General features: G+C 63.4%; 23 protein-coding genes, 1 other RNA gene and 1 pseudogene. 17 read left to right on the top strand and 8 right to left on the bottom strand.

What is annotated here, in order from left to right:
- The first annotated feature begins 117 nt into the window (after positions 1 to 117).
- The 3 genes from nirK to BUB23_RS02455 all read left to right on the top strand — a co-directional run bounded on the left by nirK (position 118) and on the right by BUB23_RS02455 (position 2,811).
- Entirely contained in the window at positions 118 to 1,545 is a 1,428-nt protein-coding gene (nirK, locus tag BUB23_RS02465; protein WP_245801136.1) for a copper-containing nitrite reductase, read from the top strand.
- Between the two features lie 113 nt (positions 1,546 to 1,658).
- On the top strand, positions 1,659 to 2,189 hold the full coding sequence (locus BUB23_RS02460) for a hypothetical protein (RefSeq protein ID WP_073101464.1): 531 nt from the start codon (positions 1,659 to 1,661) through the stop codon (positions 2,187 to 2,189).
- A gap of 169 nt (positions 2,190 to 2,358) precedes the next feature.
- The gene (locus tag BUB23_RS02455) at positions 2,359 to 2,811 is read left to right on the top strand and encodes a hypothetical protein (protein WP_143160849.1); all 453 of its coding nucleotides are present in this window, start codon (positions 2,359 to 2,361) and stop codon (positions 2,809 to 2,811) included.
- 8 nt (positions 2,812 to 2,819) lie between these two features.
- Here the strand turns inward: BUB23_RS02455 and BUB23_RS02450 are convergent, their stop codons facing one another.
- The 7 genes from BUB23_RS02450 to ompA form a co-directional block, all read right to left on the bottom strand.
- The gene (locus tag BUB23_RS02450; RefSeq protein WP_073101462.1) at positions 2,820 to 5,327 is read right to left on the bottom strand and encodes a hybrid sensor histidine kinase/response regulator; all 2,508 of its coding nucleotides are present in this window, start codon (positions 5,325 to 5,327) and stop codon (positions 2,820 to 2,822) included.
- A 221-nt stretch (positions 5,328 to 5,548) separates the two neighbouring features.
- Positions 5,549 to 5,884, bottom strand: coding sequence for a hypothetical protein (locus BUB23_RS02445; RefSeq protein ID WP_073101461.1), 336 nt, complete (start codon positions 5,882 to 5,884; stop codon positions 5,549 to 5,551).
- Positions 5,885 to 5,954: 70 nt separating this feature from the next.
- Positions 5,955 to 6,596: a carbonic anhydrase gene (locus BUB23_RS02440; protein WP_073101460.1), complete on the bottom strand. Its 642-nt coding sequence runs from the start codon at positions 6,594 to 6,596 to the stop codon at positions 5,955 to 5,957.
- Between the two features lie 116 nt (positions 6,597 to 6,712).
- Positions 6,713 to 7,078, bottom strand: a transfer-messenger RNA (tmRNA) gene (gene ssrA / locus BUB23_RS02435).
- A 99-nt stretch (positions 7,079 to 7,177) separates the two neighbouring features.
- Positions 7,178 to 7,846, bottom strand: a complete 669-nt coding sequence (gene gph / locus BUB23_RS02430; RefSeq protein ID WP_073101459.1) for a phosphoglycolate phosphatase — start codon at positions 7,844 to 7,846, stop codon at positions 7,178 to 7,180.
- A gap of 5 nt (positions 7,847 to 7,851) precedes the next feature.
- Positions 7,852 to 8,586, bottom strand: coding sequence for a bifunctional 2-polyprenyl-6-hydroxyphenol methylase/3-demethylubiquinol 3-O-methyltransferase UbiG (gene ubiG / locus BUB23_RS02425; RefSeq protein ID WP_073101458.1), 735 nt, complete (start codon positions 8,584 to 8,586; stop codon positions 7,852 to 7,854).
- 130 nt (positions 8,587 to 8,716) lie between these two features.
- Positions 8,717 to 9,301, bottom strand: a complete 585-nt coding sequence (ompA, locus tag BUB23_RS02420; protein WP_073101457.1) for an outer membrane protein OmpA — start codon at positions 9,299 to 9,301, stop codon at positions 8,717 to 8,719.
- A 426-nt stretch (positions 9,302 to 9,727) separates the two neighbouring features.
- Between ompA and gyrA the strand changes: the two are divergent.
- The 14 genes and pseudogenes from gyrA to cysM form a co-directional block, all read left to right on the top strand.
- Positions 9,728 to 12,337: pseudogene (gene gyrA, locus BUB23_RS02415) on the top strand (DNA gyrase subunit A); the annotation flags it as partial.
- Between the two features lie 176 nt (positions 12,338 to 12,513).
- Entirely contained in the window at positions 12,514 to 13,641 is a 1,128-nt protein-coding gene (gene serC, locus BUB23_RS02410) for a 3-phosphoserine/phosphohydroxythreonine transaminase (protein WP_143160848.1), read from the top strand.
- Complete coding sequence (pheA, locus tag BUB23_RS02405; protein WP_073101648.1) at positions 13,634 to 14,719, top strand: prephenate dehydratase; 1,086 nt, start codon at positions 13,634 to 13,636, stop codon at positions 14,717 to 14,719. Before serC ends, pheA begins: the two co-directional genes overlap by 8 nt.
- 82 nt (positions 14,720 to 14,801) lie before the next feature.
- Positions 14,802 to 15,704 carry a prephenate dehydrogenase gene (locus BUB23_RS02400; protein ID WP_073101455.1) on the top strand — a complete coding sequence of 301 codons (903 nt, stop codon included), beginning with the start codon at positions 14,802 to 14,804 and terminating at the stop codon, positions 15,702 to 15,704.
- Positions 15,701 to 17,023 (top strand): 3-phosphoshikimate 1-carboxyvinyltransferase, encoded by a 1,323-nt coding sequence (aroA, locus tag BUB23_RS02395; RefSeq protein WP_073101454.1) that lies wholly within the window; start codon positions 15,701 to 15,703, stop codon positions 17,021 to 17,023. The genes BUB23_RS02400 and aroA overlap by 4 nt, the downstream gene beginning before the upstream one ends.
- Entirely contained in the window at positions 17,020 to 17,706 is a 687-nt protein-coding gene (gene cmk, locus BUB23_RS02390) for a (d)CMP kinase (RefSeq protein WP_073101453.1), read from the top strand. Before aroA ends, cmk begins: the two co-directional genes overlap by 4 nt.
- A 100-nt stretch (positions 17,707 to 17,806) precedes the next feature.
- Complete coding sequence (gene rpsA / locus BUB23_RS02385) at positions 17,807 to 19,522, top strand: 30S ribosomal protein S1 (protein ID WP_073101452.1); 1,716 nt, start codon at positions 17,807 to 17,809, stop codon at positions 19,520 to 19,522.
- Between the two features lie 5 nt (positions 19,523 to 19,527).
- On the top strand, positions 19,528 to 19,884 hold the full coding sequence (locus BUB23_RS02380) for an integration host factor subunit beta (RefSeq protein ID WP_073101451.1): 357 nt from the start codon (positions 19,528 to 19,530) through the stop codon (positions 19,882 to 19,884).
- Positions 19,885 to 20,043: 159 nt separating this feature from the next.
- Positions 20,044 to 20,367, top strand: a complete 324-nt coding sequence (locus tag BUB23_RS02375) for a LapA family protein (protein WP_073101450.1) — start codon at positions 20,044 to 20,046, stop codon at positions 20,365 to 20,367.
- A 17-nt stretch (positions 20,368 to 20,384) separates the two neighbouring features.
- Positions 20,385 to 21,665, top strand: a complete 1,281-nt coding sequence (gene lapB / locus BUB23_RS02370; protein WP_073101449.1) for a lipopolysaccharide assembly protein LapB — start codon at positions 20,385 to 20,387, stop codon at positions 21,663 to 21,665.
- Positions 21,662 to 22,591: a D-glycero-beta-D-manno-heptose-7-phosphate kinase gene (rfaE1, locus tag BUB23_RS02365; RefSeq protein WP_073101448.1), complete on the top strand. Its 930-nt coding sequence runs from the start codon at positions 21,662 to 21,664 to the stop codon at positions 22,589 to 22,591. Before lapB ends, rfaE1 begins: the two co-directional genes overlap by 4 nt.
- On the top strand, positions 22,588 to 23,583 hold the full coding sequence (gene rfaD / locus BUB23_RS02360) for an ADP-glyceromanno-heptose 6-epimerase (protein ID WP_073101447.1): 996 nt from the start codon (positions 22,588 to 22,590) through the stop codon (positions 23,581 to 23,583). Before rfaE1 ends, rfaD begins: the two co-directional genes overlap by 4 nt.
- Before the next feature lie 155 nt (positions 23,584 to 23,738).
- Positions 23,739 to 24,323 (top strand): ComEA family DNA-binding protein, encoded by a 585-nt coding sequence (locus tag BUB23_RS02355; RefSeq protein ID WP_084135641.1) that lies wholly within the window; start codon positions 23,739 to 23,741, stop codon positions 24,321 to 24,323.
- Between the two features lie 93 nt (positions 24,324 to 24,416).
- A complete protein-coding gene (cysM, locus tag BUB23_RS02350; RefSeq protein ID WP_073101646.1) occupies positions 24,417 to 25,322 on the top strand; it encodes a cysteine synthase CysM in 906 nt (301 codons plus the stop codon).
- A 15-nt stretch (positions 25,323 to 25,337) separates the two neighbouring features.
- Here cysM and mltB read toward each other — a convergent pair whose 3' ends face one another.
- Complete coding sequence (gene mltB / locus BUB23_RS02345) at positions 25,338 to 26,579, bottom strand: lytic murein transglycosylase B (RefSeq protein WP_073101446.1); 1,242 nt, start codon at positions 26,577 to 26,579, stop codon at positions 25,338 to 25,340.

Genomic DNA, 26,579 nt, shown 5'->3' with positions numbered 1-26,579 from the left:
TGTAGGCGCAGTTCGGCCGCGGCGCGGAAAAGCTACCCGGATTCCCCACTATGCTTTAAGCTTCAATATGCGCGGCCGGCTGGCCCGGCGCTGTTCGACAGCATGGCGGCGGCCGGCATGATTATTCTCAAACATCGATTTTCAGTCAGGGGAGTGTCCATGAGGATATTGCTGATATTTTTTGCATTTGTAGGCTCGCTGCTGGCGGCGCCGTCTTTCGCTGCCGATGCGGCCCCGCAGCGGGGCACGGTCACCTATACGCCCGACATCACGTTCACCCTGCGCACCAATATTGCCGATGGCAAGCTGGTTTTCGTGGGCGACGCGGGCGCTATCGCCGGCAAAGTCAATCCCGATCTGCAGGTGCCCGAAAACGCCGTGGTGCAAATCAACGTCATCAACGGCGATGGCGCGATCCACGATATCAGCGTGCCCGAATTCGGCGCCAAATCCGACCAGATCACCGGCAAGGGCGCGGCCACGGCCATTGTGTTCCGGGCCAACAAGAACGGTACTTTCGAATACCTGTGCACCTTGCCGGGGCACAAGGCGGCGGGGATGTTCGGCAAGCTTGTCGTGGGCGAACCGCAAGAGCAGGCCGAGAGCGCCGCGCTCGATATCGCCCAGGACCCCACCGCGGTCGGCGAGCCCGTCGGCAAGCGCGGTCCCCAGAAAGTCGTGGTGAACCTGGAGACGACCGAGGTCGTGGGCCAGCTTACCAGCGGCAGCACCTACAAGTACTGGACTTTCAACAACAAAGTCCCCGGCCCGCTGGTCCGCGTCCGGGTGGGGGATACCGTCACCGTCAATCTTTCCAATGCCAAGGAGGCGACGCATATCCACTCCGTGGACTTCCACGCGGTGACGGGGCCCGGCGGCGGCGCCGCGGTGACGCAGGTCGCGCCCGGCCAGACCAAAAGCTTCACTTTCAAGGCCATGCACCCGGGCCTGTTCGTCTACCATTGCGCAACGCCCATGGTCGCCCAGCACATCACCAACGGCATGTACGGCATGATACTGGTCGAGCCGGAGGGCGGCCTGCCCAAGGTCGACCGCGAGTTTTATGTCATGCAGGGGGAACTCTACACCGCGCAGAAGCACGGCTCGCAAGGCATGCAGGAATTCTCGCTGGAAAAGCTGCTCGACGAGAACCCCGAACACCTGATGTTCAATGGCTCGATGAATGCCTTGACCGACAAGTACAAGCTGCAAGCCAAGGTGGGCGAATCCCTGCGCATCTTCTTCGGCGTCGGCGGCCCCAACCTCACCTCCAGCTTCCATGTGATAGGCGAAGTCTTCGACAGGGTATACGACAAGGCTTCGCTTACCAGCCCTCCCTTGACCGACGTGCAGACCACGCTGGTTCCGCCGGGCGGCGCGACCATGGTCGAATTCAAGGTGGATGTGCCGGGCAACTACATTCTTGTGGACCATGCCTTGTCGCGCGTCGAAAAGGGGCTGTCGGGCGTGCTTTCCGTTACGGGCGAGGAAAATCACTCGATCTTCCATTCGACCGAGGCGGTCGACCACACCTCCGGGCATTAGGCGCGCATGGCAGCCTGCCGTTGCAGGCTGCCAGCGGCGGCGGGATGCCGGCCGGGAACGGTATTTGCTCGCACGGCTGTATCGCGACAGGCGCATTGCTCAAGGAGATCGTTATGGCTTGGCACAAGTTGTTTGGCGAACGGGCCACGACCAAGATTGCCGCAGTGTTCGACTCCGAAGCGGCAGCCGAGGAGGCCGCGGCGTCCGTAAGATCCCAGGCGGGCCTGCAGGCCACCCAGGTGCTGCTGGTGCAGCCCCATGAAAAAGAGTATGCCAGGAAACTGGAGCCGGAGCCCCAGGGCGTGGCGCGCACGGCGCTGCGTTCCCATATGATCCTGGGGCTGGCCGGATTGGTGGCGGGCGCCATCGTCTGGATGGCCTTGTATGTGGCGGACCTTCCCGCGATCCTGAGCTCACCGGGGGTGAGCGCCTTGTTTGTGCTGTTTCTGGGCGCTATCGCCGGCCTGCTGCTGGGCGGGCTGATCACCGCGCGTCCCGATCACCAACTGGTGATACAGCGGGTGCAGACCGCCACCGAAGAGGGTCGCTGGTCCCTGGTGGTCCACCCGCGCGACGCCCGCCAATGCGACGCCGTCATGGCGGCCCTGGCCGCTTCCGGAGCGGACGTCGCCCGCAGCGTTTGAAAGGCCGCGGCCGCCCTTGCCGGCCCCCGTTTCATACTGTATCGGCCGGAATGCGGTAACCTTCCTGCTTGCGCCGCCGGGGTGAGCGAACCAGCGCTCGCGCGGCTGGACGCCAACGAGGACAATGACAGGTGAATCGAGCCGGTTCGCCGGGAAAGACGAGGTATATATGCGGACAATGAACAGGATGGCGGCATTGCTGGCCATGGGCGCGGGCGTGGCGGGGTTTGCCATGCTGGCGGCTTGCGCGCCGATGCTGACGGGGCAAATGGCCGAAGCGGGCTACAACGCGGCCAGGGCCTCGCTGGGCGGCGGGGCGGCTTCCGCGGACGCCGAGCAGCGCCAGAAGGGCCTGCAGGCCATCATGAATTCGGTCGAGATCGGCCAAGAGGTAAAGCCCATACTCGAATCCATGGGCGAGCCGCCCAAGGAAAAGTCGGGCAATGCCTACGGCTATACCTGCTATGAATATGCCGCGGTTTATTCCGCCACGGAAGCCGCCGTCATCATGGCCAAAGAGGGCAAGGTGGTGTTCTATGGCAATTCCCGCTGCAGCGCCGAAATGCAGGATGCCAACTTCAGGAACAGCGGCAAGTACATGTCGGGCGCCGCGCCCGGCTGACGCCAGGCTCATTTCTCCAGCAGGCTGCGTACCCTCTTGCCCAGGCTGGCCATCACGAAAGGCTTGGTCATGACCGACATCCCGGCGTCAAGAAATCCCTTGCTCATGATGGCGCTTTCAGCGTATCCGGTCACGAACAGCACTTTCAGCCCGGGCCGGTTGACGCGGGCCGCGTCGGCCACCTGGCGGCCGTTCATCCCCCCGGGAAGGCCGACGTCGGTGATCAGGAGATCCACCGGCATGCCCGATTGAAGAATTTCCAGGCCGCTGGGCCCGTCCCCCGCTTCGAGGGCAATGTAGCCGCTTTCTTCCAGCACTTCGATGATCAACATCCGTATTGACGGTTCATCGTCGATGACAAGAACCGTCTCGCCCCTTCCCGCATTGGCGGCGGCGACATCGAGCTCGCTGGAACGATCCGCATTCCCGGCATGGCGCGGCAGATAAAGGCGCATGGTAGTGCCGCTGCCGACTTCGGAACAGATCTGGACCTGGCCGCCGGACTGCCGGACAAAGCCGTAGATCATCGACAGGCCCAGGCCGGTGCCCTGGCCGAGGGGCTTGGTGGTGAAGAAAGGGTCGAACGCCTTGGTGACGACGTCGGGCGGCATGCCCGATCCCGTGTCCGTGACGCTGAGCGATACATATTGGCCGGGCGGGAGCCCTTGTTCCCGTGCGCCCCGCTGATCCAGACATTTATTGGCGGTCTCGATGGTCAGGCAGCCGCCGCCGGGGAACATGGCATCCCGGGCGTTGATGCAGAGATTCAGCAGGGCGTTTTCGAGCTGCGACGGATCGATCAAAGTCGCCCAAATGCTGTCGGCGCCCGCAATCTTCACGTCGATGTCCGGGCCTACGGTGCGCCGGATCAGATCTTCCATGCCGGCTATCAGCCGGTTCGCATCGGTGGACTTCGGATCGAGAGTCTGGCGCCGGGAAAAGGCCAGGAGCCGCTGCGTCAGGCTTGCCGCGCGCCGCGCGGAGCCTTGGGCGCCGGCGATATAGCGCTCGAGGCCGGCGACGCGGCCCTGGGCGAGACGGGTTTCCAGAATCTCGAGATTGCCGCTGATGCCGGCCAGAAGGTTATTGAAATCATGGGCAATGCCGCCCGTCAGCTGGCCGATGGCCTCCATTTTTTGCGACTGGCGCAGCTCATCGCGCGCAATGGCGAGTTCTTCCTCCGCCTCTTTCTGGCTGGTGATATCGCGGCCGATGCAGTAATAGGCATCGTCGAACGGGGCGGCGGCCCAGACGAACCAGTTGTAGCCGCCGTCCTTTCTGCGATAGCGGTTTTCAAACCGCAGGATGGAATGGCCGGCCTTCAGGCGCTCGAACGCCTCGCGGCTTCGTTCGCGATCGTCAGGATGGAGCATCTCGAAAACCGACATTGACTGCACCTCTGCTTCGCTCCAGCCCAGCGCCGTTCCCCAAGCGGGATTGGCGCTGCCGAAATAGGCATCCGGCCTGAGGACGCCCAGCAGGTCGGGGCTGATCTGCCAGAAGCGGCCGCCCACCGCTGAGCGCGCGATCGCCTCGCGCTCGAGATCAGCGTTCAATTCGCGCAGGCGCGCCTCGCTGTCGCGCAGCGCGGCGTGGGCCAGCGCCTGGTCCGTGACGTCGAAGCCCTCGACGAAAATGCCAGTCACCGCGCCTTCGGCGTCGACGATGGGCTCATAGATGAAATCAATGAACCTTTCCTCGAACGGCGCGCCGGGGGTGCGCGCCAGGCATATCGGTTTCTGTTGCGCCACAAACCGCTCGCCGCTGGTAAAGACGCGATCCAGCAGTTCGAAATAGCCCTGGTCCTGGAGATCGGGAACGGCGTCCTTGACTGTCTTTCCTATGAAATTGCGGTCGCCCGCCAGGCGAATGTAGGCGTTGTTCACGAATTCGAAGACATGCTCCGGGCCCCGCAGGATGGCGATGAAGCCGGGCGCGCACTGGAAGAGGCGTCTTTGTCTTTCGATTTCCTCGGCCAGGCGGCGCTTGGCCTGCACTTTGCGCGTCGTCTCGGTGCAGACCACGAGGACGCCGCCAACGCCGCTGGGCGCCGTTTCGTCGTCGATGGGACTGAAGCTGTAGGTCCAGTAGACGTCTTCGCGCCGGCCATGGCGGGTGATCGGCACCAGGTGGTCCTCATGCCAGGTGGCGCCCCCGCCGCCCATTACATGCTCGATCTGCGGGCCTATGATGTCCCATATCTCTTCCCATACCTGGCGGGCGGGCTGGCCCAAGGATAGCGGATGACGCTCGGATCCTATCGATTCGCGGTAGGCGTCATTGTAGAGACAGGCCCCATCCTGGCCCCACCAGATATACATGGGATGGCCGGTATTCAGTATCAGGCGCACAGCCGTGCGCAGCGACTGCGGCCAGTCAGCGGGCTGCTTCAGGGATGAGGAAGACCAGTCATGCGCCCGCATCCGCGCGCCCATTTCCCCGCCGCCGCGAAGAAAATCGGCGGCCGGAGGGGCCGCAGTGGTGGTGCGTGGAGCATTGATATATCCTGAGGCCATGATTGCGCTTGAAATAGTTGAACATCCATCAGACTGATCGTCGGTCCGTTATGACCGGAAAGGCGGCCCGGGCGTATTTTCTGCCGGGGACGGGCATGCGGCCGCCTGTCGCCGGGCCAGGCATGAATGGCGGGCCGGCTTGCGCAGCGCTTGGCAATGCCGCCGGGCGGACGGCTGGCCCTGGGCGGGCCCTCTTCAGGCAGGATTTTTTTCCCTTTTTGTTATTTTCGCGCCTGTTGAGCGCTGTCGTTCGGCGTGTTCCGATACCTCTCGCTGCTGGAAGCGCCAAGATTCTGATAGTTATTGCTGGTGCCGCTCGACTTGCTGTCCGAGTTCCTGAATGCATCTTTCGACGATTCCTCCGTTTTGCTATGGTCGGCCTCGCTGGTCCGGCCGCGGCCCTCGCTTGCGCCGGTCCGGGCTCCCTCGTTAGGCCTGGCATTGGCGCTCTTGCCGGAGTCCGGGCTGTCGGAAGGGGGCTTGCCGCCCTGGGCGTCCGCGGTGGACGCCCAGGCGAGCGTCAGCGAACACAGGGCAATGGTCATCAATTTTTTCATGGCGCCCTCCGGGTGGCGGCGAATGACTGCTTGGATTCCAACCAGCAAGCGCTGTGCCAGGGCTGTTTTTTCAGTCAGCGTCGCTATACGGTACGAATCGCCCCGTGGCTGGATCGCGGATGAAAAGCAGGCCCGTGCCGACGCCAAAGTAGGCGCCGTGCAAGGTGAGCGTTCCTTCTTCGACCGCGTCGCGAACGGCGGGGAACGTCATCAGGTTTTCGAGGCTGTAGTCGACGACGCCCCACTCGAGCCGCTGTATCCAGCCTTGCCGGTCGCCGGCGGGCGGGCCGACGCGCTCCGCAACCGGCGCGATCTGCGACATCCACTTGCCGATGAAATCGCGCTTCGTCAATGGGGCCGCATTGTTGGCGAAGGCCGAAACGCCGCCACAACTCGCATGGCCGAGCACCACGATATGCTTGACCTTCAGCGCGTTTACGCCGAACTCGATCGCGGCGCTTGTGCCGTGGAACGAGGTTTCAGTGTCAGGCTCGCAGGGCGGGACGAGGTTGGCGATATTGCGTATCACGAATATTTCGCCGGGGTCCGCGTCAAAGATCGTCTCGGGGGCGACGCGCGAATCGCCGCAGCCGATGACCATGATTTCCGGATGCTGTCCGGACTTGGCGAGTTCTTCATAACGCTCCCGCTCGCGGGAGAGGCGGCCGTTCAAAAAAGACTGGTATCCGGAAGTTAGCCGTGATGGAAACACTATGAGTTCCTTTTGTTATTTGAGGCTTATGGATTTTACTCCTGCGCCGGGCACTAAAAAGGGCACATATTTCTATGTGCCCCGTCTAGCGCCACATGGCGTGGCGTTGTGTTAGCTGGTGGAGTCGGCGGGAATTGAACCCGCGTCCGCAAGCCCTATGCAGGCAGTTCTACATGCTTATTCGGTTCATTTTGAGTTTTAACCTTGGATCATGCCAACCGACAGGCCCTTCCTCGGCGATTCACATTAATTTAAGATCAGGCTGAGTGACCCAGCAAGACCCGATTCTTTGTAAATGACGCTGCTGTAGGTTTTACCCTACCTAACCCAAAGACAAATTAGTGCAGCGGCTTACCGCACTAGGCGGCTAAAGCGAAACGCTCGTCGTTGGCGTTTGTAGTGTTCCAGTGGATTTACGAGCTTACTGGTGCTCGGCATGCCCTGCTCTGTTTCGCGACCCACGTCGAAGCCGGATCGACCCCAGAAGTTGTATTGTAACGCATATGGCGGCATTTAGACAGCATGGCGGCCGCCGCCGGCTTGCGGGAAGCGCGTGAGGCCATTTAACAACGGCCCGCCTTCTAGCGTGTCGCCGCCCATTGCCGTATGGCGGGCCAGATGTCTTGCGGCGATTGGGCTATGGCGTCGGCCTGCCAGGCATGCAGGGCGGTTTCCTGGCCGCAATAGCCATAGGCGGCCACGATGGTGGCCATGCCGGCCGCCTTGCCGGCAATGATGTCGCGCTCGTCGTCGCCCACATAGACGCAATCGGCGGGATCGAAGCCGGCTTCCTTGGCGGCGTGAAGCAGCGGGGCGGGGTGCGGCTTGGTATGGTCGGTGGTGTCGCCGCCCACGGTGACCGCGCAGTCGGTGTACAAGCCCAGGTGCACGACCAGCGGCACCGCCAGGTATTCCATCTTGTTGGTGACTATGCCCCATGCGTAGCCGTTTTCCTTGAGCGTCGACAGCAGCGACTGCACGCCGGGAAACAGCGTGGTGAGCGTGGTCATGTCCTGTTCATAGTCTTGCAGGAACTGCTGGCGGCAGGCTTCGTATTCGGGATGGCCGGGATCCATATCGAGCCCCGCCTTGAGCAGGCCGCGCGCGCCGTGCGAGGCATAGGGGCGGAAGGTTTCGTAGGGGAGGGGCCCCAGGCCTTTGCGGGCCCTTTGTTTATTGGCTGCCGCCGCCAGGTCGGGGGCGGTATCGGCCAGGGTGCCGTCAAAATCGAATAAAACCAGTTTTTGCATGGATATCAGCTTTCCCGGCGGCTGGCGAGGAGGTAATTGACTGAAGTGTCGCGGGTGAGTTTGTAAAGGTCGGTGATGGGGTTGTATTCCATGCCGGCCAATGTCGTCGTTGCCAGGCCCGCCTGGCGCACCGCGGCGGCGAGTTCGCTGGGCTTGATGAAGTTTTCGTAGCTGTGCGTGCCGCGCGGCAGCAGGCGCAGCAGGTATTCGGCGCCGATGATGGCGAACAGAAAGGACTTGGGGTTGCGGTTGAGCGTGGAAAAGAACACCCAGCCTCCCGGTTTGACCAGGGTGGCGCAGGCCTGCACGATGGAGGCGGGGTCGGGCACGTGTTCCAGCATTTCCATGCAGGTGACGATATCGAACTGGCCGGGGTGTTCGCTGGCCATCTGCTCGGCGCTGATCGCCTGGTAGCTGACCGGCACGCCGGACTCCAGCCCGTGCAGCCGGGCCACGGTCAGTGACTTTTCGGCCAGATCTATGCCGGTGACCTGGGCGCCGGCCTTTGCCATGCTTTCGGCCAGGATGCCGCCGCCGCAGCCGACGTCCAGCACCTTCTTGCCGTCCAGGGGGCCGGCCTGGTCCAGAATCCAGCCCAGACGCAAGGGATTGATGGCATGCAGCGGCTTGAATTCGCTTTCAGGGTCCCACCAGCGCGAGGCCAGGGCGCTGAACTTGTCGAGTTCGGCCTGGTCCACATTGGATGCGTTGGATTGTGCGGAAGTGGCGCTGGCGTTCATGAGCTGTCCGAGGCTGGGATTAGGGGGTGCAGGCGGGGCGGGCGAACGGGCCGGCCGGCAAATGAATAAGGGCCCCGCAGTGCGGAGCCCTTATTGTAGCGTTTAACGCCACAAGTATTACAACGAGGTATTACTTGCGGACGCCAACGATCTCGATCTCTACGCGACGGTTCTGTGCGCGGCCTTCACGAGTCTTGTTGGTAGCAACAGGGCTCAATTCGCCTTTACCTTCAGCATAGATACGGTCGGCAGGGATGCCTTTGGTGATCAGGTAGTTCTTGACCGTGTTGGCACGGCGTTCGGACAGGCCTTGGTTGTACTTTTCAGTACCGATGGAGTCAGTGTGGCCAGTTGCGATCAGCGTTTCCAGATTGATCGTGTCGGCTTGCGCGGCGACCTGATCAAGGATTTGGCGACCTTCAGGTTTCAGTGTGGCTTTGTCGAAATCGAAGAAGGTGTCAGCATTCAACACAACTTTGGTTGAGGTAGGAGCAACCACTGGAGCTTGCGCCTGGGCAACTGGTACGCCGTCGCAGCCGGGAATGCCGGTGGCGGGGGTCCAGAAGTTGTCGCGCCAGCACAATTCGTTGGTGCCGTTTTTCCAAACGTCGCCGAACGGGTTTTGCCAGTTATCGACAGTTTGCGCAGATACTGCACCAGAAGCCGAAGTGGCTGCAATGGCGAGTGCTAGTGCGATTTTGGAGGGTTTGTTCATGTTTCTCCTCGTTGAGCTTAATGCTGGTAAGTGACCGCAGCGAACCCCCGCCGCATATCAAGAAAACGGAGCCAGTATAGCAACGCTATGAGTTAATAGAATTGCGCTGGGTTTCATGCGTGTTAGGGCGAATCTTACGGCATTTCCGGGCGGTTAGTTAAGCCTGAACCACGCATATCGCCCAGATATTCGGATTTCTACCCTATCTCCGCATTTATCGTTGGTTTTTGGCAACATCGCTACCGGCTTAAAGTGGTTTGTGAACAGCGCGCGGGGGACGGCCGGGATTGGGGCGCCAGGGTCGGCGCAGGGCCGGTCCTGGACAAGCTCTGTATGACATGAGCCGGCGGCGCAGGAGCAAGTGTTAGAATTTCCTATTCGCCCGTCATCGGTCCAGTTTCACGATTTTTACGTTTTAGACAATCTATGGATTCCTTTGCCAAGGAGACCCTTCCAATTTCGTTGGAAGAGGAAATGCGCCGCAGTTACCTTGATTACGCCATGAGCGTGATCGTGGGGCGCGCCTTACCGGACGTTCGGGATGGCCTGAAGCCAGTGCATCGGCGGGTGCTGTTCGCCATGCACGAGCTGAACAATGATTGGAACCGGGCCTACAAGAAGTCGGCGCGGATTGTGGGTGACGTCATCGGTAAATACCACCCCCACGGCGATTCGGCGGTCTACGACACGATAGTGCGCATGGCCCAGGACTTCTCGCTGCGCTATATGCTGGTCGACGGGCAGGGCAACTTCGGCTCCATCGACGGCGATAACCCGGCAGCCATGCGCTATACCGAAATCCGCCTGTCCAAGATCGCCCACGAACTGTTGGCGGACATCGACCAGGAAACGGTGGATTTCGGCCCCAACTATGACGGCAGCGAACAAGAGCCGCTGCTGCTGCCTTCGCGCCTGCCCAATCTGCTGGTCAACGGCAGCTCGGGCATAGCCGTGGGCATGGCGACCAACATTCCGCCGCACAATCTGTCCGAGGTAATAGAAGGGTGCCTGTATTGTCTGCGCAATCCCGCTTGCACCATAGATGAGCTGATAGAACTCATCCCGGCGCCCGACTTCCCCACGGGGGGCATCATTTACGGCATGTCCGGCGTGCGCGAAGGCTATCGCACGGGCCGCGGACGGGTCATCATGCGCGCCAAGACCCACTTCGAAGACATGGAAAAGGGCAATCGGCAGTCCATCGTCATAGACGCCATTCCCTACCAGGTCAACAAGAAGACGCTGCAGGAACGCATCGCCGAGCTGGTCAACGAGAAAAAAATCGAAGGCATTTCCGACATCCGCGACGAGTCCGACAAGGACGGCATGCGCCTGGTCATCGAACTCAAGCGCGGCGAAGTCCCGGAAGTCATACTGAACAATCTGTACAAGCACACGCAGCTTCAGGACACCTTCGGCATGAATATGGTGTCGCTGGTCGACGGCCAGCCGCGCCTGCTGAACCTGAAGCAGATGGTGGAATATTTCCTGTTCCACCGCCGCGAAGTGGTAACGCGCCGCACCGTATTCCAGCTGCGCAAGGCGCGCGAGCGCGGGCATGTGCTGGAAGGCCTGGCGGTGGCCCTGGCCAATATCGACGATTTCATCGCGATCATCAAGGCGGCGCCGACGCCGCCGGTGGCGCGCCAGGACTTGATGGCGCGCACCTGGGACTCATCCCTGGTGCGTGAAATGCTGTCGCGCGCCGACGAAGGCGCCACGCCGGGCGGCCGCGCGGCCTACCGGCCCGAAACGCTGCCCGAAGGGTTCGGCCTGCAGGGCGACGGCTTGTATCGCCTCAGCGATATCCAGGCGCAGGAAATCCTGAACATGCGCCTGCAACGCCTGACCGGCCTCGAGCAGGACAAGATCGTCGGCGAGTACAAGGACATCATGGCGACGATCGCCGACCTGCTCGATATCCTGGCGCGTCCGGAACGCATCACCACGATCATCAGCGACGAACTCATGGCGATCAAGCTGGAGTTTTCCACCAACGCCAAGGATGAGCGCCGTTCGGAAATCGAGCACAACGCCACCGAGCTGGACACCGAAGACCTGATCACGCCCATGGACATGGTGGTTACCCTGTCGCAGACGGGCTACATCAAGAGCCAGCCATTGTCCGAATACCGCGCGCAAAAACGCGGCGGGCGCGGCAAGCAGGCGACCACCATGAAAGAAAACGACTGGATAGATCAGTTGTTTATCGCCAACACGCATGATTACCTGCTGTGCTTCTCCGACCGCGGGCGCCTCTACTGGCTCAAGGTCTGGGAAGTCCCGCAAGGTTCGCGCGGCTCGCGCGGACGCCCCATCGTCAATATGTTCCCGCTGCTCGACGGCGAGAAAATCACCGTGGTCCTGGCGGTCAAGGAATTCAGCGAAGACCATTACGTATTCATGGCGACATCGCGCGGCACGGTCAAGAAGACGCCCCTGTCGGATTTCTCCAATCCCCGCAAGGCCGGCATCATTGCCGTTGCCCTGGACGATGGCGATTACCTGATCGGCGCCGACCTGACCGACGGCAAGCATGACGTCATGCTCTTTTCGGACTCGGGCAAGGCCGTGCGTTTCGATGAAAACGATGTGCGCCCCATGGGCCGCACGGCGCGCGGCGTGCGCGGCATGATGCTGGAAGAAGGCCAGTCGGTCATCGCCATGCTGGTGGCGGGCGACGAAAAGCAAAGCGTATTGACCGCCACCGAGAACGGCTTCGGCAAACGCACTTCCATTATGGAATACACGCGCCATGGCCGCGGCACCAAAGGCATGATCGCCATCCAGACTTCGGCGCGCAATGGCAAGGTGGTGGGCGCCGTGCTGGTCGAACCATCCGACGAAATCATGCTCATCACGACGGGCGGCGTGCTGGTGCGCACGCGCGTCTCGGAAATCCGTGAAATGGGCCGCGCGACGCAAGGCGTGACCCTGATCAGCGTGGACGACGACAGCATGCTGTCGGGCGTGCGCCGCGTGGTCGAAAGCGACGCCGACACGGACGATGATTCCGTCGAACTCGGCGACGGCCAGGAAGCGGCGCCGGATGCGGGGCAAGTCCCTGCCGGCCAGGCGGATACAAGCGCCGGCGAGCAAGACGATTCCGGCCAGGACGATTCCCATCAAGACGATTCCCATCAAGACGATTCCCATCAAGACGATTCCCATCAAGACGATTCCCATCAAGACGATTCCGAGGATAAGAGCTGATGCGCCCGTGGAATTTTTCGGCAGGCCCCTCGGCCTTGCCGCTGGAAGTGCTGCAGCAAGCCGCTGCCGAAATGACCGACTGGCATGGCTGCGGCATGTCGGTAATGGAAATGAGCCATAGGGGCCGGCAGTTCACCCAGATACGGGACGAAGCCGAAGCGGACCTGCGCGAACTGCTGGCGGTGCCCGATGACTACGAAGTCCTGTTCATGCAGGGCGGGGCCACCGCCGAGAACGCCATCGTGCCGCTGAACCTGATAGCGCGCGGCGGCTCGGGCAAGGCCGACTATATCCTGTCGGGCATCTGGTCGAACAAATCGCACAAGGAAGCGCAGCGCTATGGCGACATCGCCATAGCCGCCTCCAGCGGCACCGAGCAGGTCCTGGACGGCATTGCGCAGGCTCCCTGGACCTGGTTTCCCGGCGCGGATACCTGGACGCTGCGGCCCGATGCGTCCTATCTGCATTTGTGCAGCAACGAGACCATAGGCGGAGTCGAGTTTTCCGACTGGCCGGACATGGCCGCGCTGGGCGCGCCCGATGTGCCGCTGGTGGTCGACGCCTCGTCGCACTTCCTGTCCCGCGCCATCGATTTTTCCAGGGCGGCCATGGTGTATGCCGGCGCCCAGAAGAATGCGGGGCCGGCCGGCGTTACGGTGGTCATCGTGCGCAAGGACTTGCTGGGGCACGCCCTGCCTGTCTGCCCCTCGGCCTTCGACTACGCGAATGTGGCGGGCGCCGATTCCATGTTCAATACGCCGCCGACCTATGCGATCTATATTGCCGGCCTGGTGTTCAAGTGGCTCAAGAAGCAGGGCGGCGTGGCCGCCATCGAAGCGGCCAACGCCGCCAAGGCGCGGGCCTTGTACTCGTATCTGGATACTTCGGACTTTTATCTCAGCCCCGTCCATGCCGCCTCGCGCTCGCGCATGAACGCCCCGTTTTTCCTGCGCGATGAAACCTTGAACGGCGATTTCCTGGCCGAGGCGGACGCCGCCGGGCTGATGCAGCTCAAGGGCCACAAAAGCGTCGGCGGCATGCGCGCCTCCATCTATAACGCGGTGCCGCTGGAAGGGGTGCAGGCGCTGATTTCATACATGCAGGATTTTGAGCGCCGCCATGGATAATTCTTTACAAGCGCGTTTGCTGCCCGTGCGCAAGCAAATCGATGCGCTCGATGAACAGATCCTCGATCTGCTGAACCAGCGCGCGGTGGCGGCGCAGGAAGTCGGCAAGATCAAAGAGGATTTCGACCTCGATGGCCCGGTGCTCAAGCCCGAGCGCGAGGCAATGGTCATACGCCGCCTGCAGGCGCTGAACCAGGGTCCGTTCACCGCCCAGGCCATAGACGCGGTATGGACCCAGATCATCTCCACCTGTCGCGGGCTGGAAAGCGTGCTGACGGTCGCCTATCTGGGGCCGCAGGGCTCGTTTTCCGAACAGGCCGCGCTCGAGCATTTCGGCCACGCGGTAACCCGCCTGCGCTGCGATTCCTTCGATGAAGTGTTCCGCGCGGTCGAAGCGGGCCAGGCGGACGTGGGCATGGTGCCTGTGGAAAATTCCACCGAAGGCGCGGTGAACCGCACCCTGGATCTGTTGCTGAATTCCCCCCTCAAGGTGCTGGGCGAGCGCTCCATCAAGATCCATCACAACCTGATGACGCAGTCGGGCACGCTGGACGGCGTGACGCGCATCATGGCCCACCCGCAGGCGCTGGCGCAATGCCAGGCCTGGCTGACGCAGCATTACCCCAAGCTGGCCCGCGACGCGGCCTCCAGCAACGGCGAGGCGGCGCGCCTCGCCGCGCAGGACGCCACGGTGGCCGCCATCGCCGGCGCTACCGCGGCGCAGGCCTGGGACCTGCAGGTGGTGGCTTCGGGCATACAGGACGACCCGCAAAACCGCACGCGCTTCCTGGCCGTGGGCGCCATAGAAACCTTGCCCAGCGGCAACGATAAAACCAGCATCATCCTGGCGGTGCCGAACCGCGCCGGCGCGGTGTACGACATGCTGGCGCCCCTGGCCGCCAACAAGGTCTCCATGACGCGCCTGGAATCCAGGCCAGCCCGCACCGGGCAGTGGGAATACTATTTTTATGTCGATCTGCAAGGCCACCGCAACGAGCCCGCAGTGGCCCAGGCTTTGGCCGACCTGAAAAAACAGGTCGCTTTTTTCAAAGTGCTGGGATCTTATCCCAGCCAGTAAAGACGGGGCTACGCATGAATATTGACATCCTTGAAAGCGCGGCCGCGGGCGCGGCCCTGGCCGATTGCCTTCTTTGCGGCTCATGAGCGCGGCTTCCCGCGAGCCTGCCGAGCCCCTCGTGCCGGTCCTGGCGGTGGTCGGCGTGGGTTTGATAGGCGGCTCGTTCGCCGCGGCGCTGCGCGATCGGGCCGGCGTGGGCCGCGTGCTGGGGGTGGGGCGCCAGGCGGCCACGCTGGCGCAGGCGCGCGACCTGGGCCTGATCGACGAGGTCGCGAGCCTGGAACAGGCGGCGCAGCAGGCGGACCTGATTTTTCTGGCCATGCCGGTAGGCGCCACGGAAGCGGTGCTTTCCCGCCTCGAGCCTCATTTGCGCCCGGACACCCTGGTTACCGACGCCGGCAGCACCAAGGCCAACGTGGCGGCGGTGGCCCGCGCCGTGCTGGGCGAACGCATCGGCCAGTTCATCCCGGGGCATCCGATAGCCGGCGCCGAACGCACCGGTCCCGAAGCGGCCGAAGCCGGCCTGTACCGCGGGCGCACGGTGGTCCTGACGCCGCTCGAGGAAAACACCAGCGCGTCCAAGGCCTATCTGACGCGCGTATGGGAATGCTGCGGAGCGCGCGTCATGGCCATGGACGCCGAGGTCCATGACACGATACTGGCGTCGGTGAGCCACGTGCCGCACCTGCTGTCCTCGGTGTTCATGTGGCAGGTGGCAGGCGCGCACGATTCCGATTTGCGCATGACCCTGGCCGGCAGCGGGTTTCGCGACTTTACGCGGATTGCCGCCGGTTCGCCCGAGATCTGGCGCGACATCTTCCTGGCCAACCGCTCGGCGGTATTGTCTGAATTGCAGGAGGTCAAGGCCGCATTGGGGCGCGCCGAACAGGCTTTGCAGGATGCCGACGGCGACCAATTGCAGGATTTTCTGGAACGCGCGGCGCTGGCTCGCCGCTTTTGGGGTAGCAGGAGCGGTTTGACATGACAGTGAGTCCCAGCTTGTGTTTGCCACCCGTCAGCCTTGCGGCTGGCCAGGTGCATCTTCCCGGATCGAAAAGCATATCCAATCGCGTGCTGCTGCTGGCGGCCCTGGCCGATGGCGCGACGCAGCTCGACGGTCTGCTCGATTCCGACGATACGCGCGTGATGCTGGCGGCGCTGCGGCAACTCGGCGTGGCGGTCGAGGACGCGGGCCCGGGCCGGGCGCGGCTGCGGGGCGGCAGCCCGTTCGCCGTACGCCAGGCGGACCTGTTCCTGGGCAATGCCGGCACGGCATTCCGGCCGCTGACGGCGGCCCTGGCCCTGATGGGCGGCGACTACCGCTTGTCGGGGGTCGCGCGCATGCATGAAAGGCCGATAGGCGACCTGGTCGATGCGCTGGCCGGGCTGGGCGCGGACATCCAGTACCAGGGCAATCCCGGCTACCCGCCTCTGCATATCGGGCAGGGCGCGATCCAGGCGCGCCAGCCGGTCAAGGTCAAGGGCTCGGTGTCCAGCCAGTTCCTGACGGCGCTATTGCTGGCGGCCCCCATTTACGCCGCGCAGGCGGAGCATGACCTGCTCATCGACGTCGAAGGCGAATTGATTTCCAAGCCCTATATCCTGATCACGCTGAACCTGATGGCGCAATTCGGCGTCCAGGTGCAACGCCAGGGATGGCAGCGCTTCATCGTGCCCGCGGGCGCGCGCTACCGCTCGCCGGGCCAGGTCCACATCGAAGGCGACGCCTCCACGGCATCGTATTTCATGGCCCTGGGCGCCATAGGCGGCGGCCCCATCCATATCCACGGCGCCGGCTCGCAAAGCATACAAGGCGACATGGCATTCGCCGATGTCATCGAAGCGATGGGAGCCAGCGTCATACGCCATCCGGACTCCATCGAGGTCAGCGGGCCGCGGGTGGCGCAGGGCGGCAGGCTCAAGGCTTTCGACCGCGATTTCAACCTGATACCCGATGCGGCCATGACCGCCGCCGCGCTGGCCCTGTATGCGGACGGGCCTTGCACGCTGCGCAATATCGGCAGCTGGCGGGTCAAGGAAACCGACAGAATCCACGCCATGCATACCGAACTGGAGAAGCTGGGCGCCAAGGTGGAATCCGGCCCCGACTGGATACGCGTATATCCGCTGGCGCCGTCGCAATGGAAGCCGGCCAGCATAGCCACCTACGACGACCACCGCATGGCCATGTGCTTTTCCCTGGCCGCATTCGGGCCCGTGCCGGTCACCATTCTCGACCCGGGCTGCGTCAGCAAGACCTTTCCGGATTATTTTTCGGTCTTCCGCGGGCTGGTGCGGGCATGAGCGCCGCCGCGGCCAGGATTCCCGTCATCACCATAGACGGCCCCACGGCTTCGGGCAAGGGCACGATCGCGCACCGGGTGGCCCAGGCGCTGGGGTGGGCGGTGCTCGACAGCGGCGCGCTTTATCGCCTGACCGCCCTGGCGGTGCAGCAGCAGGGCGTGGACGAGGACGACGAAAACGCCGTGGCGCAGGCGGCGCAGCGCCTGGACGTGGCGTTCCAGGGGGAGCAGGTGCTGTTGTCGGGTATCGATGTGGCCGGCCTGATCCGCCAGGAAAGCGTCGGCAACCTGGCCTCGAAAATCGCCGCCTACGCGCCCTTGCGGCAGGCTTTGCTGGAGCGCCAGCGGGCCTTCCGGCTGGCGCCCGGGCTGGTCGCCGACGGGCGCGACATGGGCACAGTGGTGTTTCCGGACGCGCCCTTGAAGATATTTTTAGTGGCCGATGTGCGCGCGAGGGCGGAAAGGCGCTGTAAGCAGTTGAAGGAAAAGGGGTTTTCTGCTAACCTAACGCGCTTGTTGGAAGACATGCGAGAGCGCGATGAGCGCGACCGCACACGGGCGAATGCGCCGCTGCTTGCGGCGGCAGATGCCAAAACGGTCGATTCGTCAGCTTTAAGTATCGATGAAACGGTCAATGTAGTGCTCGATTTCTGGTCGAGTCTGGGGTTCCCGGCGGCACAATAGCAGCATTGCCACATCTGCCGCTCGGAATTATTTTCTACTCCACTGGGGCGTCTGCCCTGGTGTGTTTTTAACAGCCATCCTGGCTTATGGATTTCATTTAATGTCCACCATTTCCACCCCTGCCGCCTCTGGCGGTGAAAGCTTTGCCGACCTGTTTGCCGAAAGCATCAAAAACCAGGACATGAAGTCCGGTGAGGTCATTTCCGCCGAAGTCGTGCGCATCGATCACAATTTCGTCGTGGTCAATGCCGGCCTCAAGTCCGAGGCCCTGATACCCCTTGAAGAATTCCTGAACGATCAGGGCGAGCTCGAAGTCCAGCCTGGCGATTTCGTCTCGGTCGCCATTGATTCGCTCGAAAACGGCTATGGCGACACCATCCTGTCGCGCGACCGGGCCAAGCGCCTGTCGGCCTGGCTGCAACTGGAACAGGCCCTCGAGTCCGGCGAAATGGTCACCGGCACCATCACCGGCAAGGTAAAGGGCGGCCTGACGGTCATGACCAACGGCATCCGCGCCTTCCTTCCCGGTTCGCTGGTCGACCTGCGTCCCGTCAAGGACACCACGCCCTACGAGGGCAAGACCATGGAGTTCAAGGTCATCAAGCTTGACCGCAAGCGCAACAACGTTGTGCTGTCGCGTCGCTCGGTGCTTGAAGCCAGCATGGGCGAAGAGCGTCAGAAACTGCTCGAAACCCTCAGCGAAGGCGCCGTGGTCAAGGGCGTCGTCAAGAACATCACCGACTACGGCGCATTCGTCGACCTCGGCGGCATCGACGGCTTGCTGCACATCACCGACATGGCATGGCGCCGCGTCCGCCATCCTTCCGAAGTCCTGCAAGTGGGCCAGGAAGTCGAAGCCAAAGTGCTCAAGTTCGACCAGGAAAAAAGCCGCGTCTCGCTGGGCGTCAAGCAGCTGGGCGAAGATCCATGGGTCGGCCTCGCCCGCCGCTACCCGCAAGGCACGCGCCTGTTCGGCAAGGTCACGAACCTTACCGATTACGGCGCATTCGTTGAAGTCGAAGCCGGTATCGAAGGCCTGGTGCACGTCTCCGAAATGGACTGGACCAACAAGAACGTCGATCCGCGCAAGGTAGTCACCCTGGGCGAAGAAGTCGAAGTCATGGTCCTGGAAATCGACGAAGACCGCCGCCGCATTTCGCTGGGCATGAAGCAGTGCCGCGCCAATCCCTGGGAAGAGTTCTCCATCAACTTCAAGCGCGGCGATAAGGTCCGCGGCGCCATCAAGTCCATTACCGACTTCGGCGTGTTTGTCGGCTTGCCCGGCGGCATCGATGGCCTGGTGCACCTGTCCGACCTGTCCTGGACCGAAACCGGCGAAGAAGCCGTGCGCAACTTCAAGAAGGGCGACGAAATCGACGCGGTGGTCCTGGGCATCGACACCGACAAGGAACGCATCTCGCTGGGCATCAAGCAGCTGGAAGGCGACCCGTTCAACAACTTCGTTGCAACCTACGACAAGGGCGCCGTGGTTCCTGGCGTCATCAAGTCGGTCGAGGCCAAGGGCGCCGTGGTGACGCTGTCGCTTGACGTCGAAGGCTACCTGCGCGCATCGGAAATCTCCACGGGCCGCGTGGAAGACGCCACCACCGCGCTCAAGGCCGGTGAGAACGTCGAAGCCATGATCGTCAACATCGACCGCAAGACGCGCTCGATCCAGTTGTCGATCAAGGCGCGCGACACCGCCGAAACCGCCGACACCATCCAGCGCATGTCCGACGCCAGCGCTTCGTCGGGCACCACCAATCTGGGTGCCTTGCTCAAAGCCAAGCTTGATCAGCAGCGCGACGACGGTTAATTGGTGTGACCAAGTCAGAACTGATAGCGATACTCGCCAGTCGCTACCCGCAACTGGCAGTGCGCGACACGGATTATGCTGTCAAGACCGTGCTCGACGCGATGACCCAGGCCCTGGCCGGCGGTCAGCGCATCGAGATCCGCGGTTTCGGAAGCTTTTCCCTGTCCGAACGCTCGCCGCGCGTTGGCCGCAATCCGAAGTCCGGTGAAAAAGTCATGGTGCCTGGCAAACAGGTGCCGCACTTCAAAGCCGGCAAGGAATTGCGCGAGCGCGTCGATTCCGCCTACGACGAGGAAGTCAAGGCGGCGGGCGAATCCGCCTTCACGTTGGGGCAATTCGACACGCGCATCATGCACGGTTAGAGGGGGAGCGGATCAGCGCCAACGGCGCATAATCCGGCTTCGCTGCAGGACGTCTACGGGCCCTCCATTGCGAGGGCCCGTTTTTATTTCGCGCTCTGAAAGCATTGCCGGCGATTCCCCTTACAATTGTCGAAATCCTGGTTTATTGGAGTATTCGTTATGCGCTATCTGGTTTGGATATTGCGACTGCTGGTGTTCATCGTCGTCCTGATGTTCGCCCTTAAAAACACCGGCCCGGTCGACGTCAATTTTTTCGCCGATCATGTCATAACGGGTGTGCCGCTGATCGTGGTGATGCTGGCCGTCTTCGTGCTGGGCGTCGTCTTCGGCCTGCTGATCGCCGCGCCGTCCATCATGCGCCGCCGCCGCGAGGCGAGCAAGCTCAGGCGCGACGTGGCGCGCCTGGAAGACCAGCTCAGGCATCCCAATGTTCCCGGCGAGGCCCTGGCGCCTGAAACGGTTGCGCCTCTGGCGCCCCTGTAAATTATCTGAGGTCAAGAGTGGATTTTGAACCCTGGTGGTTGATTTTTTTGCCCTTGCTGTTTGCGCTGGGCTGGATAGCCGCGCGCGTCGACATCCGGCAAATGCTTTCCGAAACGCGCACCCTGCCGAATTCTTATTTCAAGGGGCTCAACTTCCTGCTCAATGAAGAGCCCGACCGCGCCATCGACGCTTTTGTGGAGGTGGCCAAGCTCGACCCCGAAACCACCGAACTGCATTTCGCCCTGGGCAGCCTGTTTCGCCGCCGCGGCGAAATGGAGCGGGCCATACGGGTGCATCAAAGCCTGCTGTCGCGCGCCGACCTCGCGCAAGCCGACCGCGAAACCGCCCAGCACGAGCTGGCGCAGGATTTTCTGAAGGCCGGGATGCTGGATCGCGCCGAGCAGGCGTTCGAACAGGTGCTCGATACGCGTTTCGCCGTGCCCGCCGTCAGGGCCCTGATCCGCATCTACGAGTCCGAACACGACTGGCCGCGGGCGATCGAAGCGGTCAAGCGCTTGCGCGCCCTGGTCGATGAGCCGGTGCCGCAACTGGTGCATTACCAGTGCGAACGCGCGGTGGCGGCCATGGCCGTCAAGCCGCCGAATAATCCGGCCGCCGAAGAGGCGCTGGACGCCGCCGACAACGCGGCAGGCGCCATGCGGGGCCAGGCGCGCGGCCAGGCTTCGGAAGCCCGGATCGCCATGCTGCGCGCGCACCTGGCCAGGCTCAACCAGAAGCCGGAACGCGAACTGAGCTACCTGGTGTCGGTGCTGAACATCGCGCCGGAATATGCCAGCCTCGTGGCGGCCGACATCCTGGAAAGCTACAGGCGCATGGGGCAGCAGGTGGAAGGGCTGCAGTTGCTGCGCAATCACTATATGCGCTACCCCTCGCTGGACACATTCAATGTGGTGTTTCGCGAGCTGCGCGCGCAGGAAGGCCACAAGGTGGCCTGGGCTTTTGCGCGCGAGGCCTTGCGCGCCCATCCCTCCTTGCTGGGGCTGGACCGCCTGCTGGAGGCCGAACTGGCCAGCGCCCAGGCATCCGCGGCCCCCGGCGCACCGGCGGGCGCCGGCGCGCCGGGCGGCAATGCCATCGCCTCGGTCGCCACGGCCGTGGATATCGCGGCGGGCGCTGACCTGAGCCTCTTGCGCTCCCTGATCCATAAACATACGCAGCGCCTGGATCGCTATTCATGCCGCGTGTGCGGCTTCGAAGCGCGCAACTTTTATTGGCAGTGCCCGGGCTGCAATTCCTGGGAAACCTACGAGCCGCGGCGCCTGGAGGAAATGAAATGACGCTGTTTCCGGCACAGGCGGTAAGCCGTGTAAGAATCCTGGTCGCGGGAGATGTCATGCTGGATCGCTACTGGTTCGGCGAGGTCGAGCGTATTTCGCCCGAAGCGCCCGTGCCGGTGGTGCGGGTGGCCCGGCGCGAGGACCGCCTGGGCGGCGCCGCGAACGTGGCGCGCAACATCGTGGCGCTCGGGGCGCAGGCCAGCCTGCTGGGCCTGGTCGGCAACGACGAAGCGGGCGACAAGGTCAGGGCGCTGGTGCTGGAGGCCGGGATCCACCCCTGCCTGGTGACCGACCCGGTGGCGCCGACCACCCTGAAAATGCGCGTACTGGGGCGCCAGCAGCAACTCTTGCGGGTGGACTTCGAAGAAGGGCCGGGCGCGCAAGGCCTTGCCGAGCTTGAATCGCGCGCGCGCGAGCTGGTCGCGCAGCACGACATCCTGGTGCTGTCGGACTACGCCAAGGGCGCGCTTGCGCAGGTCGACGCCTTGATCCGCATGGCGCGCGAAGCCGGCGTTCCCATCCTGGTCGACCCCAAAGGGCATCTTTACCAGCGCTATCGCGGCGCCACCATGATCACGCCCAACCGGGCCGAAATGCAAGAGGCGGTGGGCCGCTGGCAGACCGAGCAGGAACTCGAGGAACGCGCCCAGAAATTGCGCGTCGACCTCGGGCTCGATGCCTTGCTGGTGACGCGCTCCGAGCAGGGCATGACCTTGTTCACCAAGGATGGGCGCCAGCATACCGACGCCCATGCGCACGAAGTATTCGATGTGTCCGGCGCCGGCGATACGGTGCTGGCTACGCTGGCGGTCACGCGCGCCGCTGGCCTGGACTGGTTTGACGCGGTCCGCTGGGCCAATCGCGCCGGCGGCGTCGTCGTCGGCAAGCTGGGCACATCGGTCGTTACAGCAGAGGAATTATCATGATAATCGTCACCGGAGGCGCCGGCTTCATCGGCAGCAATCTCGTCCGCGGCCTGAATCGCCGCGGCCATACCGACATCCTGGTCGTCGACGACCTGACCGAGGGCGACAAATTCGTCAATCTGGTCGATTGCCAGATCGCGGACTACATGCACAAGGACGAGTTCCGCGAGCGCATCGCGCGCGGCCAGCTTGCCAATATCGAAGCCATCCTGCACCAGGGAGCATGTTCCGACACGACCGAGCGCAATGGCCGCTACATGCTCGACAACAACTACCGCGTCACGCTCGAGCTGTTCCAGTTTTGCCAGGCCAAGCACATACCTTTGCTATATGCCTCGTCGGCAGCCGTGTACGGCGCCGGGCCGGTCTACGTCGAAGACGCGCTGTATGAATCGCCCTTGAATGTCTACGGCTATTCCAAGTTCCTGTTCGACCAGGTGCTGCGCCGCCATCTCGAGACCCTGACGGCCCCGGTGGTCGGCTTGCGCTATTTCAACGTATACGGCCCCAGCGAGCAGCACAAGGGCCGCATGGCGTCGGTCGCTTTCCACAACATGAACCAGTTCCAGGAGCAAGGCCATGTGCGCCTTTTCGGCGGATGGGACGGCTATGCCGACGGCGGCCAGTTGCGCGACTTCGTCTACGTGGACGACGTCGTCGACGTAAACCTGTTCTTTCTGGACCACCCCGAAAAATCTGGCATTTTCAATTGCGGCACCGGGCGGGCGCAGCCATTCAACGATGTGGCGCGCACCGTGGTCAATACCCTGCGCGTCCATAAGAACCAGCCGGCCTTGTCCCTGGCCGAGCTGGTGGACCGCCAGCTGCTTCGATACATCCCCTTTCCCGATGACCTCAAGGGCCGCTACCAGAGCCACACCGAAGCGGACCTGTCGCAGCTGCGCGGCGCGGGCTACGACAGGCCTTTCCGCGATGTGCAGACCGGCGTGGCGGCCTATGTGACGGCGCTGCTCGGGCAAGGGCGCATTTAGCTTACGGTAAGTCTACGCATGGACTATTGCGTTTCGGCCGGCTATGCGCCGGCCCGCAATGCCGCGATCATTGCAGTCAGGAAGCGCGGATCGAATCAGGTGGCCGCATCCGTCGACTACGCCGCGCTTCCGTTCCCTTTTTTCGGAGGCTGCAAATGAACCCTTTTACCGAATCCACCGTGGCCCATCCCTTGGCGCGGGGCGCCTCGCCCCGCGCGGCAGGCGCGCCGGGCGCCGGCGGCAGGAAAAAACGCCGCTCGCTGGTGGGATGGGCGCTGGGCGCCATGGGCCTGGCAACCAGCCTGGGGCTGCCCCAGGCGGGCGCCTTGCCGGCGGGCGCATTGCTTGCCCGGGCGGGCATGCTGGCCAGCGTTGTCGCGCCCGGCGCCGCGCATGCCATCGATGTCAATAGCGCCACCCAGGAACAGCTCGAGAGCGTGCGCGGCATAGGCCCCAAAACAGCGCAGACCATCATAGACGAACGCGCGCGCGGCGGGCGCTATGAATCATTCGCGGACCTTTCCGAGCGCGTCAAGGGCATAGGCCCCAAGAAGGCCGTCAGCCTGCAGGCGGCGGGCCTGACTTTGGGCGGGCAGGGGGCCGGCAAGCCGCCCGACCCATCCCAGGATGCGACGGCATCCGGCGGGTCCGGGGCCAGGCTGGAACCAGGCGGCGCCGACGCGGCCCGCAAGCCGGGCAGGACGGGCGCCGCGCCGCGCGCCCTGAAAAAATCGCCCTAACTTGCCCGGAATGGCGCCGCCGGCGCGCCGTTTGCCCGTCGGGTTGACGGGTTTTTATGCCGGCGTAAGCCTGATCGGTGTATGATTTCCCGCATGAAAAAGTACCTCACCATCGAAGACACCATAGGCGCCACGCCGCTGGTGCGTCTGCAACGCATTCCGGGCGGCGTGGGCGAGCCGCGCGGCAATGTCATTCTGGCCAAGCTGGAAGGCAATAACCCGGCGGGGTCGGTCAAGGACCGCGCGGCCAGCTCCATGATCCGCCACGCCGAAGAGCGTGGCGATATCAGGCCGGGCGATACCCTCATCGAGGCGACCAGCGGCAATACCGGTATTGCGCTGGCCATGATGGCCGCGGTGCGCGGCTACAAGATGATACTCATCATGCCCGACAACCTCTCGGTCGAACGGCGCGCCTCGATGACGGCCTACGGCGCCCAGCTCATTCTTACGCCGGCCAGCCAGGGCGGCATGGAATACGCGCGCGACCTGGCCACCAGGATGCAGGCCGAAGGCAAGGGCAAGGTGCTGGATCAGTTCGCCAATGCCGACAATCCCCGCGCGCACTTCGAAAGCACGGGCCCCGAATTGTGGCAGCAAACCGACGGGCGCATCTCCCATTTCGTCAGCGCCATGGGGACTACCGGCACCATCATGGGTGTGGCGGCCTATTTGCGCTCGCGCAATCCCGCCGTCCGCATCGTGGGCGCGCAACCCGCCGAAGGCGCGCAGATTCCCGGCATACGCAAATGGCCTGAAGCCTATCAGCCCGCCATCTACCAGCCGGCCGAGGTCGACGAATTCGAATCGATAGGCCAGGCGGAAGCCGAAGGCATGGCGCGCCGCCTGGCGGCCGAGGAAGGCATTTTCGGCGGCATTTCATCGGCCGGCGCCCTGGTGGCCGCCATGCGTGTGGCGGCCCGGGTCGAAAACGCCACCATCGTGTTCATCGTCTGCGACCGCGGCGATCGTTATTTGTCCACCGGCGTCTTCAATTAGCCCGCTTCGCCATGATCAGTCCGGGCCGCCATAACCCATGCGGTCCGCCAGCGCCTGCGCCAGGTCAGCCACCGAGGTGGCGTAGAAATAGCTGCGGTTGTAATGGGTGATCGCGAAGAAGTTCGGCGTCCCGGCCCGGTATTCAGCCAGCTTGCGCGGCTCGTCGAGCAGGTCGACCACGCCCAGCTTGTAATTCTTCCAGTTGGCCGCGGCGCCGGCCGGCGCTGGCCCGCCCTGAGCCGTACCGTTATCGACGCGGTTTCCCGCCTGGGGCCGCAGCGTGGCGCCCTGGTTCTGCAAAGCCGTCCAGTCATAGGTGGGGTACAGTCCGCCCGCCACCAAAGCCTGCGGGTTCGCGGGCAGGACGAGCGGCGCAAAAACCGGCAGACCCGGCTCCCAGCCGTGCTGCCTCAGGAAACTGGCGACGGACACGATGGCGTCGTCCACGCTGGCCAGCAGGTCGATGCGGCCGTCATTGTCGCCGTCGGCCGCATAGCGCATCAGGCTGCCCGGCATGAATTGCGGCAAGCCTATGGCGCCGGCGAATGATCCCTGGACCACGCGCGCATCCAGCTTTTTCTCATAATCCAGCTGTATCAGGTCCGCCAATTGGTCGCGGAACAGCTGGCTGCGCTCGGGCCGGCTGCTGTCGGGATAGCGGAAGCCCAGGGTGGCCAGGGCGTCGAGCACGCGGAAATTGCCGGTGTTGCGGCCGTATATGGTTTCCACACCGATGATGGCCACGATGATGGATTGCGGCACGCCATAGTCGCGCGCCGCCCGGTCCAGCGTGGCCTTGTGCTCGGACCAGAATTCGACGCCGCCATTGATGCGCACCGGCTCGACGAAGCGGTTGCGGTAAGTCACCCAGCTGCGCCGTATGCGGGCCTTGGCGGGCGCCATGAGCCTTGCCGCGGTGGCGCTGTACTGGGCGTTCCGCAGGATGGCGGCGACATGGGGCAAGGGAATGTGGCGCGTCCGGGACACCTCCAGCGCGTAGGCCTGGATGTCGGGGACGAGTTCGCCGCTTGCCAGCAAGAAGCCGCCGCCATCGGCGCTGGACGTTCCCGACTGGATCGAAGGGCTGGGGCTAGTGGCGCTTGGCGGGGCCTGGTTTGCGGGCTGGCTTTCGAGCGGGGCGCCGGCTGCCGCGGCTTGCTGCCGGGCGGGCGTAAGGGCGGAGGTCTGGGTGGTGCCGCAACCGGCGATCAACAGGAAAACAGAAGTAGCTTGCAAAATACGCAGGGGTTTGAACAT

Source organism: Pollutimonas bauzanensis, assembly GCF_900129885.1.
Taxonomy (GTDB): domain Bacteria; phylum Pseudomonadota; class Gammaproteobacteria; order Burkholderiales; family Burkholderiaceae_B; genus Pollutimonas; species Pollutimonas bauzanensis.
This window is presented reverse-complemented; position numbering and strand designations above follow the sequence as displayed.

What these genes read in the sequence shown, in the direction of transcription:
- BUB23_RS02455 (WP_143160849.1), top strand. Translation starts at nt 2,359, where the DNA reads ATGCGGACAATGAACAGGATGGCGGCATTGCTGGCCATGGGCGCGGGC.
- nirK (WP_245801136.1), top strand. Translation starts at nt 118, where the DNA reads ATGATTATTCTCAAACATCGATTTTCAGTCAGGGGAGTGTCCATGAGG.
- serC (WP_143160848.1), top strand. Translation starts at nt 12,514, where the DNA reads ATGCGCCCGTGGAATTTTTCGGCAGGCCCCTCGGCCTTGCCGCTGGAA.
- cmk (WP_073101453.1), top strand. Translation starts at nt 17,020, where the DNA reads ATGAGCGCCGCCGCGGCCAGGATTCCCGTCATCACCATAGACGGCCCC.
- BUB23_RS02460 (WP_073101464.1), top strand. Translation starts at nt 1,659, where the DNA reads ATGGCTTGGCACAAGTTGTTTGGCGAACGGGCCACGACCAAGATTGCC.
- BUB23_RS02400 (WP_073101455.1), top strand. Translation starts at nt 14,802, where the DNA reads ATGAGCGCGGCTTCCCGCGAGCCTGCCGAGCCCCTCGTGCCGGTCCTG.
- rfaD (WP_073101447.1), top strand. Translation starts at nt 22,588, where the DNA reads ATGATAATCGTCACCGGAGGCGCCGGCTTCATCGGCAGCAATCTCGTC.
- BUB23_RS02450 (WP_073101462.1), bottom strand. Translation starts at nt 5,327, where the DNA reads ATGGCCTCAGGATATATCAATGCTCCACGCACCACCACTGCGGCCCCT.
- ubiG (WP_073101458.1), bottom strand. Translation starts at nt 8,586, where the DNA reads ATGAACGCCAGCGCCACTTCCGCACAATCCAACGCATCCAATGTGGAC.
- rpsA (WP_073101452.1), top strand. Translation starts at nt 17,807, where the DNA reads ATGTCCACCATTTCCACCCCTGCCGCCTCTGGCGGTGAAAGCTTTGCC.
- BUB23_RS02375 (WP_073101450.1), top strand. Translation starts at nt 20,044, where the DNA reads ATGCGCTATCTGGTTTGGATATTGCGACTGCTGGTGTTCATCGTCGTC.
- ompA (WP_073101457.1), bottom strand. Translation starts at nt 9,301, where the DNA reads ATGAACAAACCCTCCAAAATCGCACTAGCACTCGCCATTGCAGCCACT.
- mltB (WP_073101446.1), bottom strand. Translation starts at nt 26,579, where the DNA reads ATGTTCAAACCCCTGCGTATTTTGCAAGCTACTTCTGTTTTCCTGTTG.
- cysM (WP_073101646.1), top strand. Translation starts at nt 24,417, where the DNA reads ATGAAAAAGTACCTCACCATCGAAGACACCATAGGCGCCACGCCGCTG.
- aroA (WP_073101454.1), top strand. Translation starts at nt 15,701, where the DNA reads ATGACAGTGAGTCCCAGCTTGTGTTTGCCACCCGTCAGCCTTGCGGCT.
- BUB23_RS02445 (WP_073101461.1), bottom strand. Translation starts at nt 5,884, where the DNA reads ATGAAAAAATTGATGACCATTGCCCTGTGTTCGCTGACGCTCGCCTGG.
- rfaE1 (WP_073101448.1), top strand. Translation starts at nt 21,662, where the DNA reads ATGACGCTGTTTCCGGCACAGGCGGTAAGCCGTGTAAGAATCCTGGTC.
- pheA (WP_073101648.1), top strand. Translation starts at nt 13,634, where the DNA reads ATGGATAATTCTTTACAAGCGCGTTTGCTGCCCGTGCGCAAGCAAATC.
- gph (WP_073101459.1), bottom strand. Translation starts at nt 7,846, where the DNA reads ATGCAAAAACTGGTTTTATTCGATTTTGACGGCACCCTGGCCGATACC.
- BUB23_RS02355 (WP_084135641.1), top strand. Translation starts at nt 23,739, where the DNA reads ATGAACCCTTTTACCGAATCCACCGTGGCCCATCCCTTGGCGCGGGGC.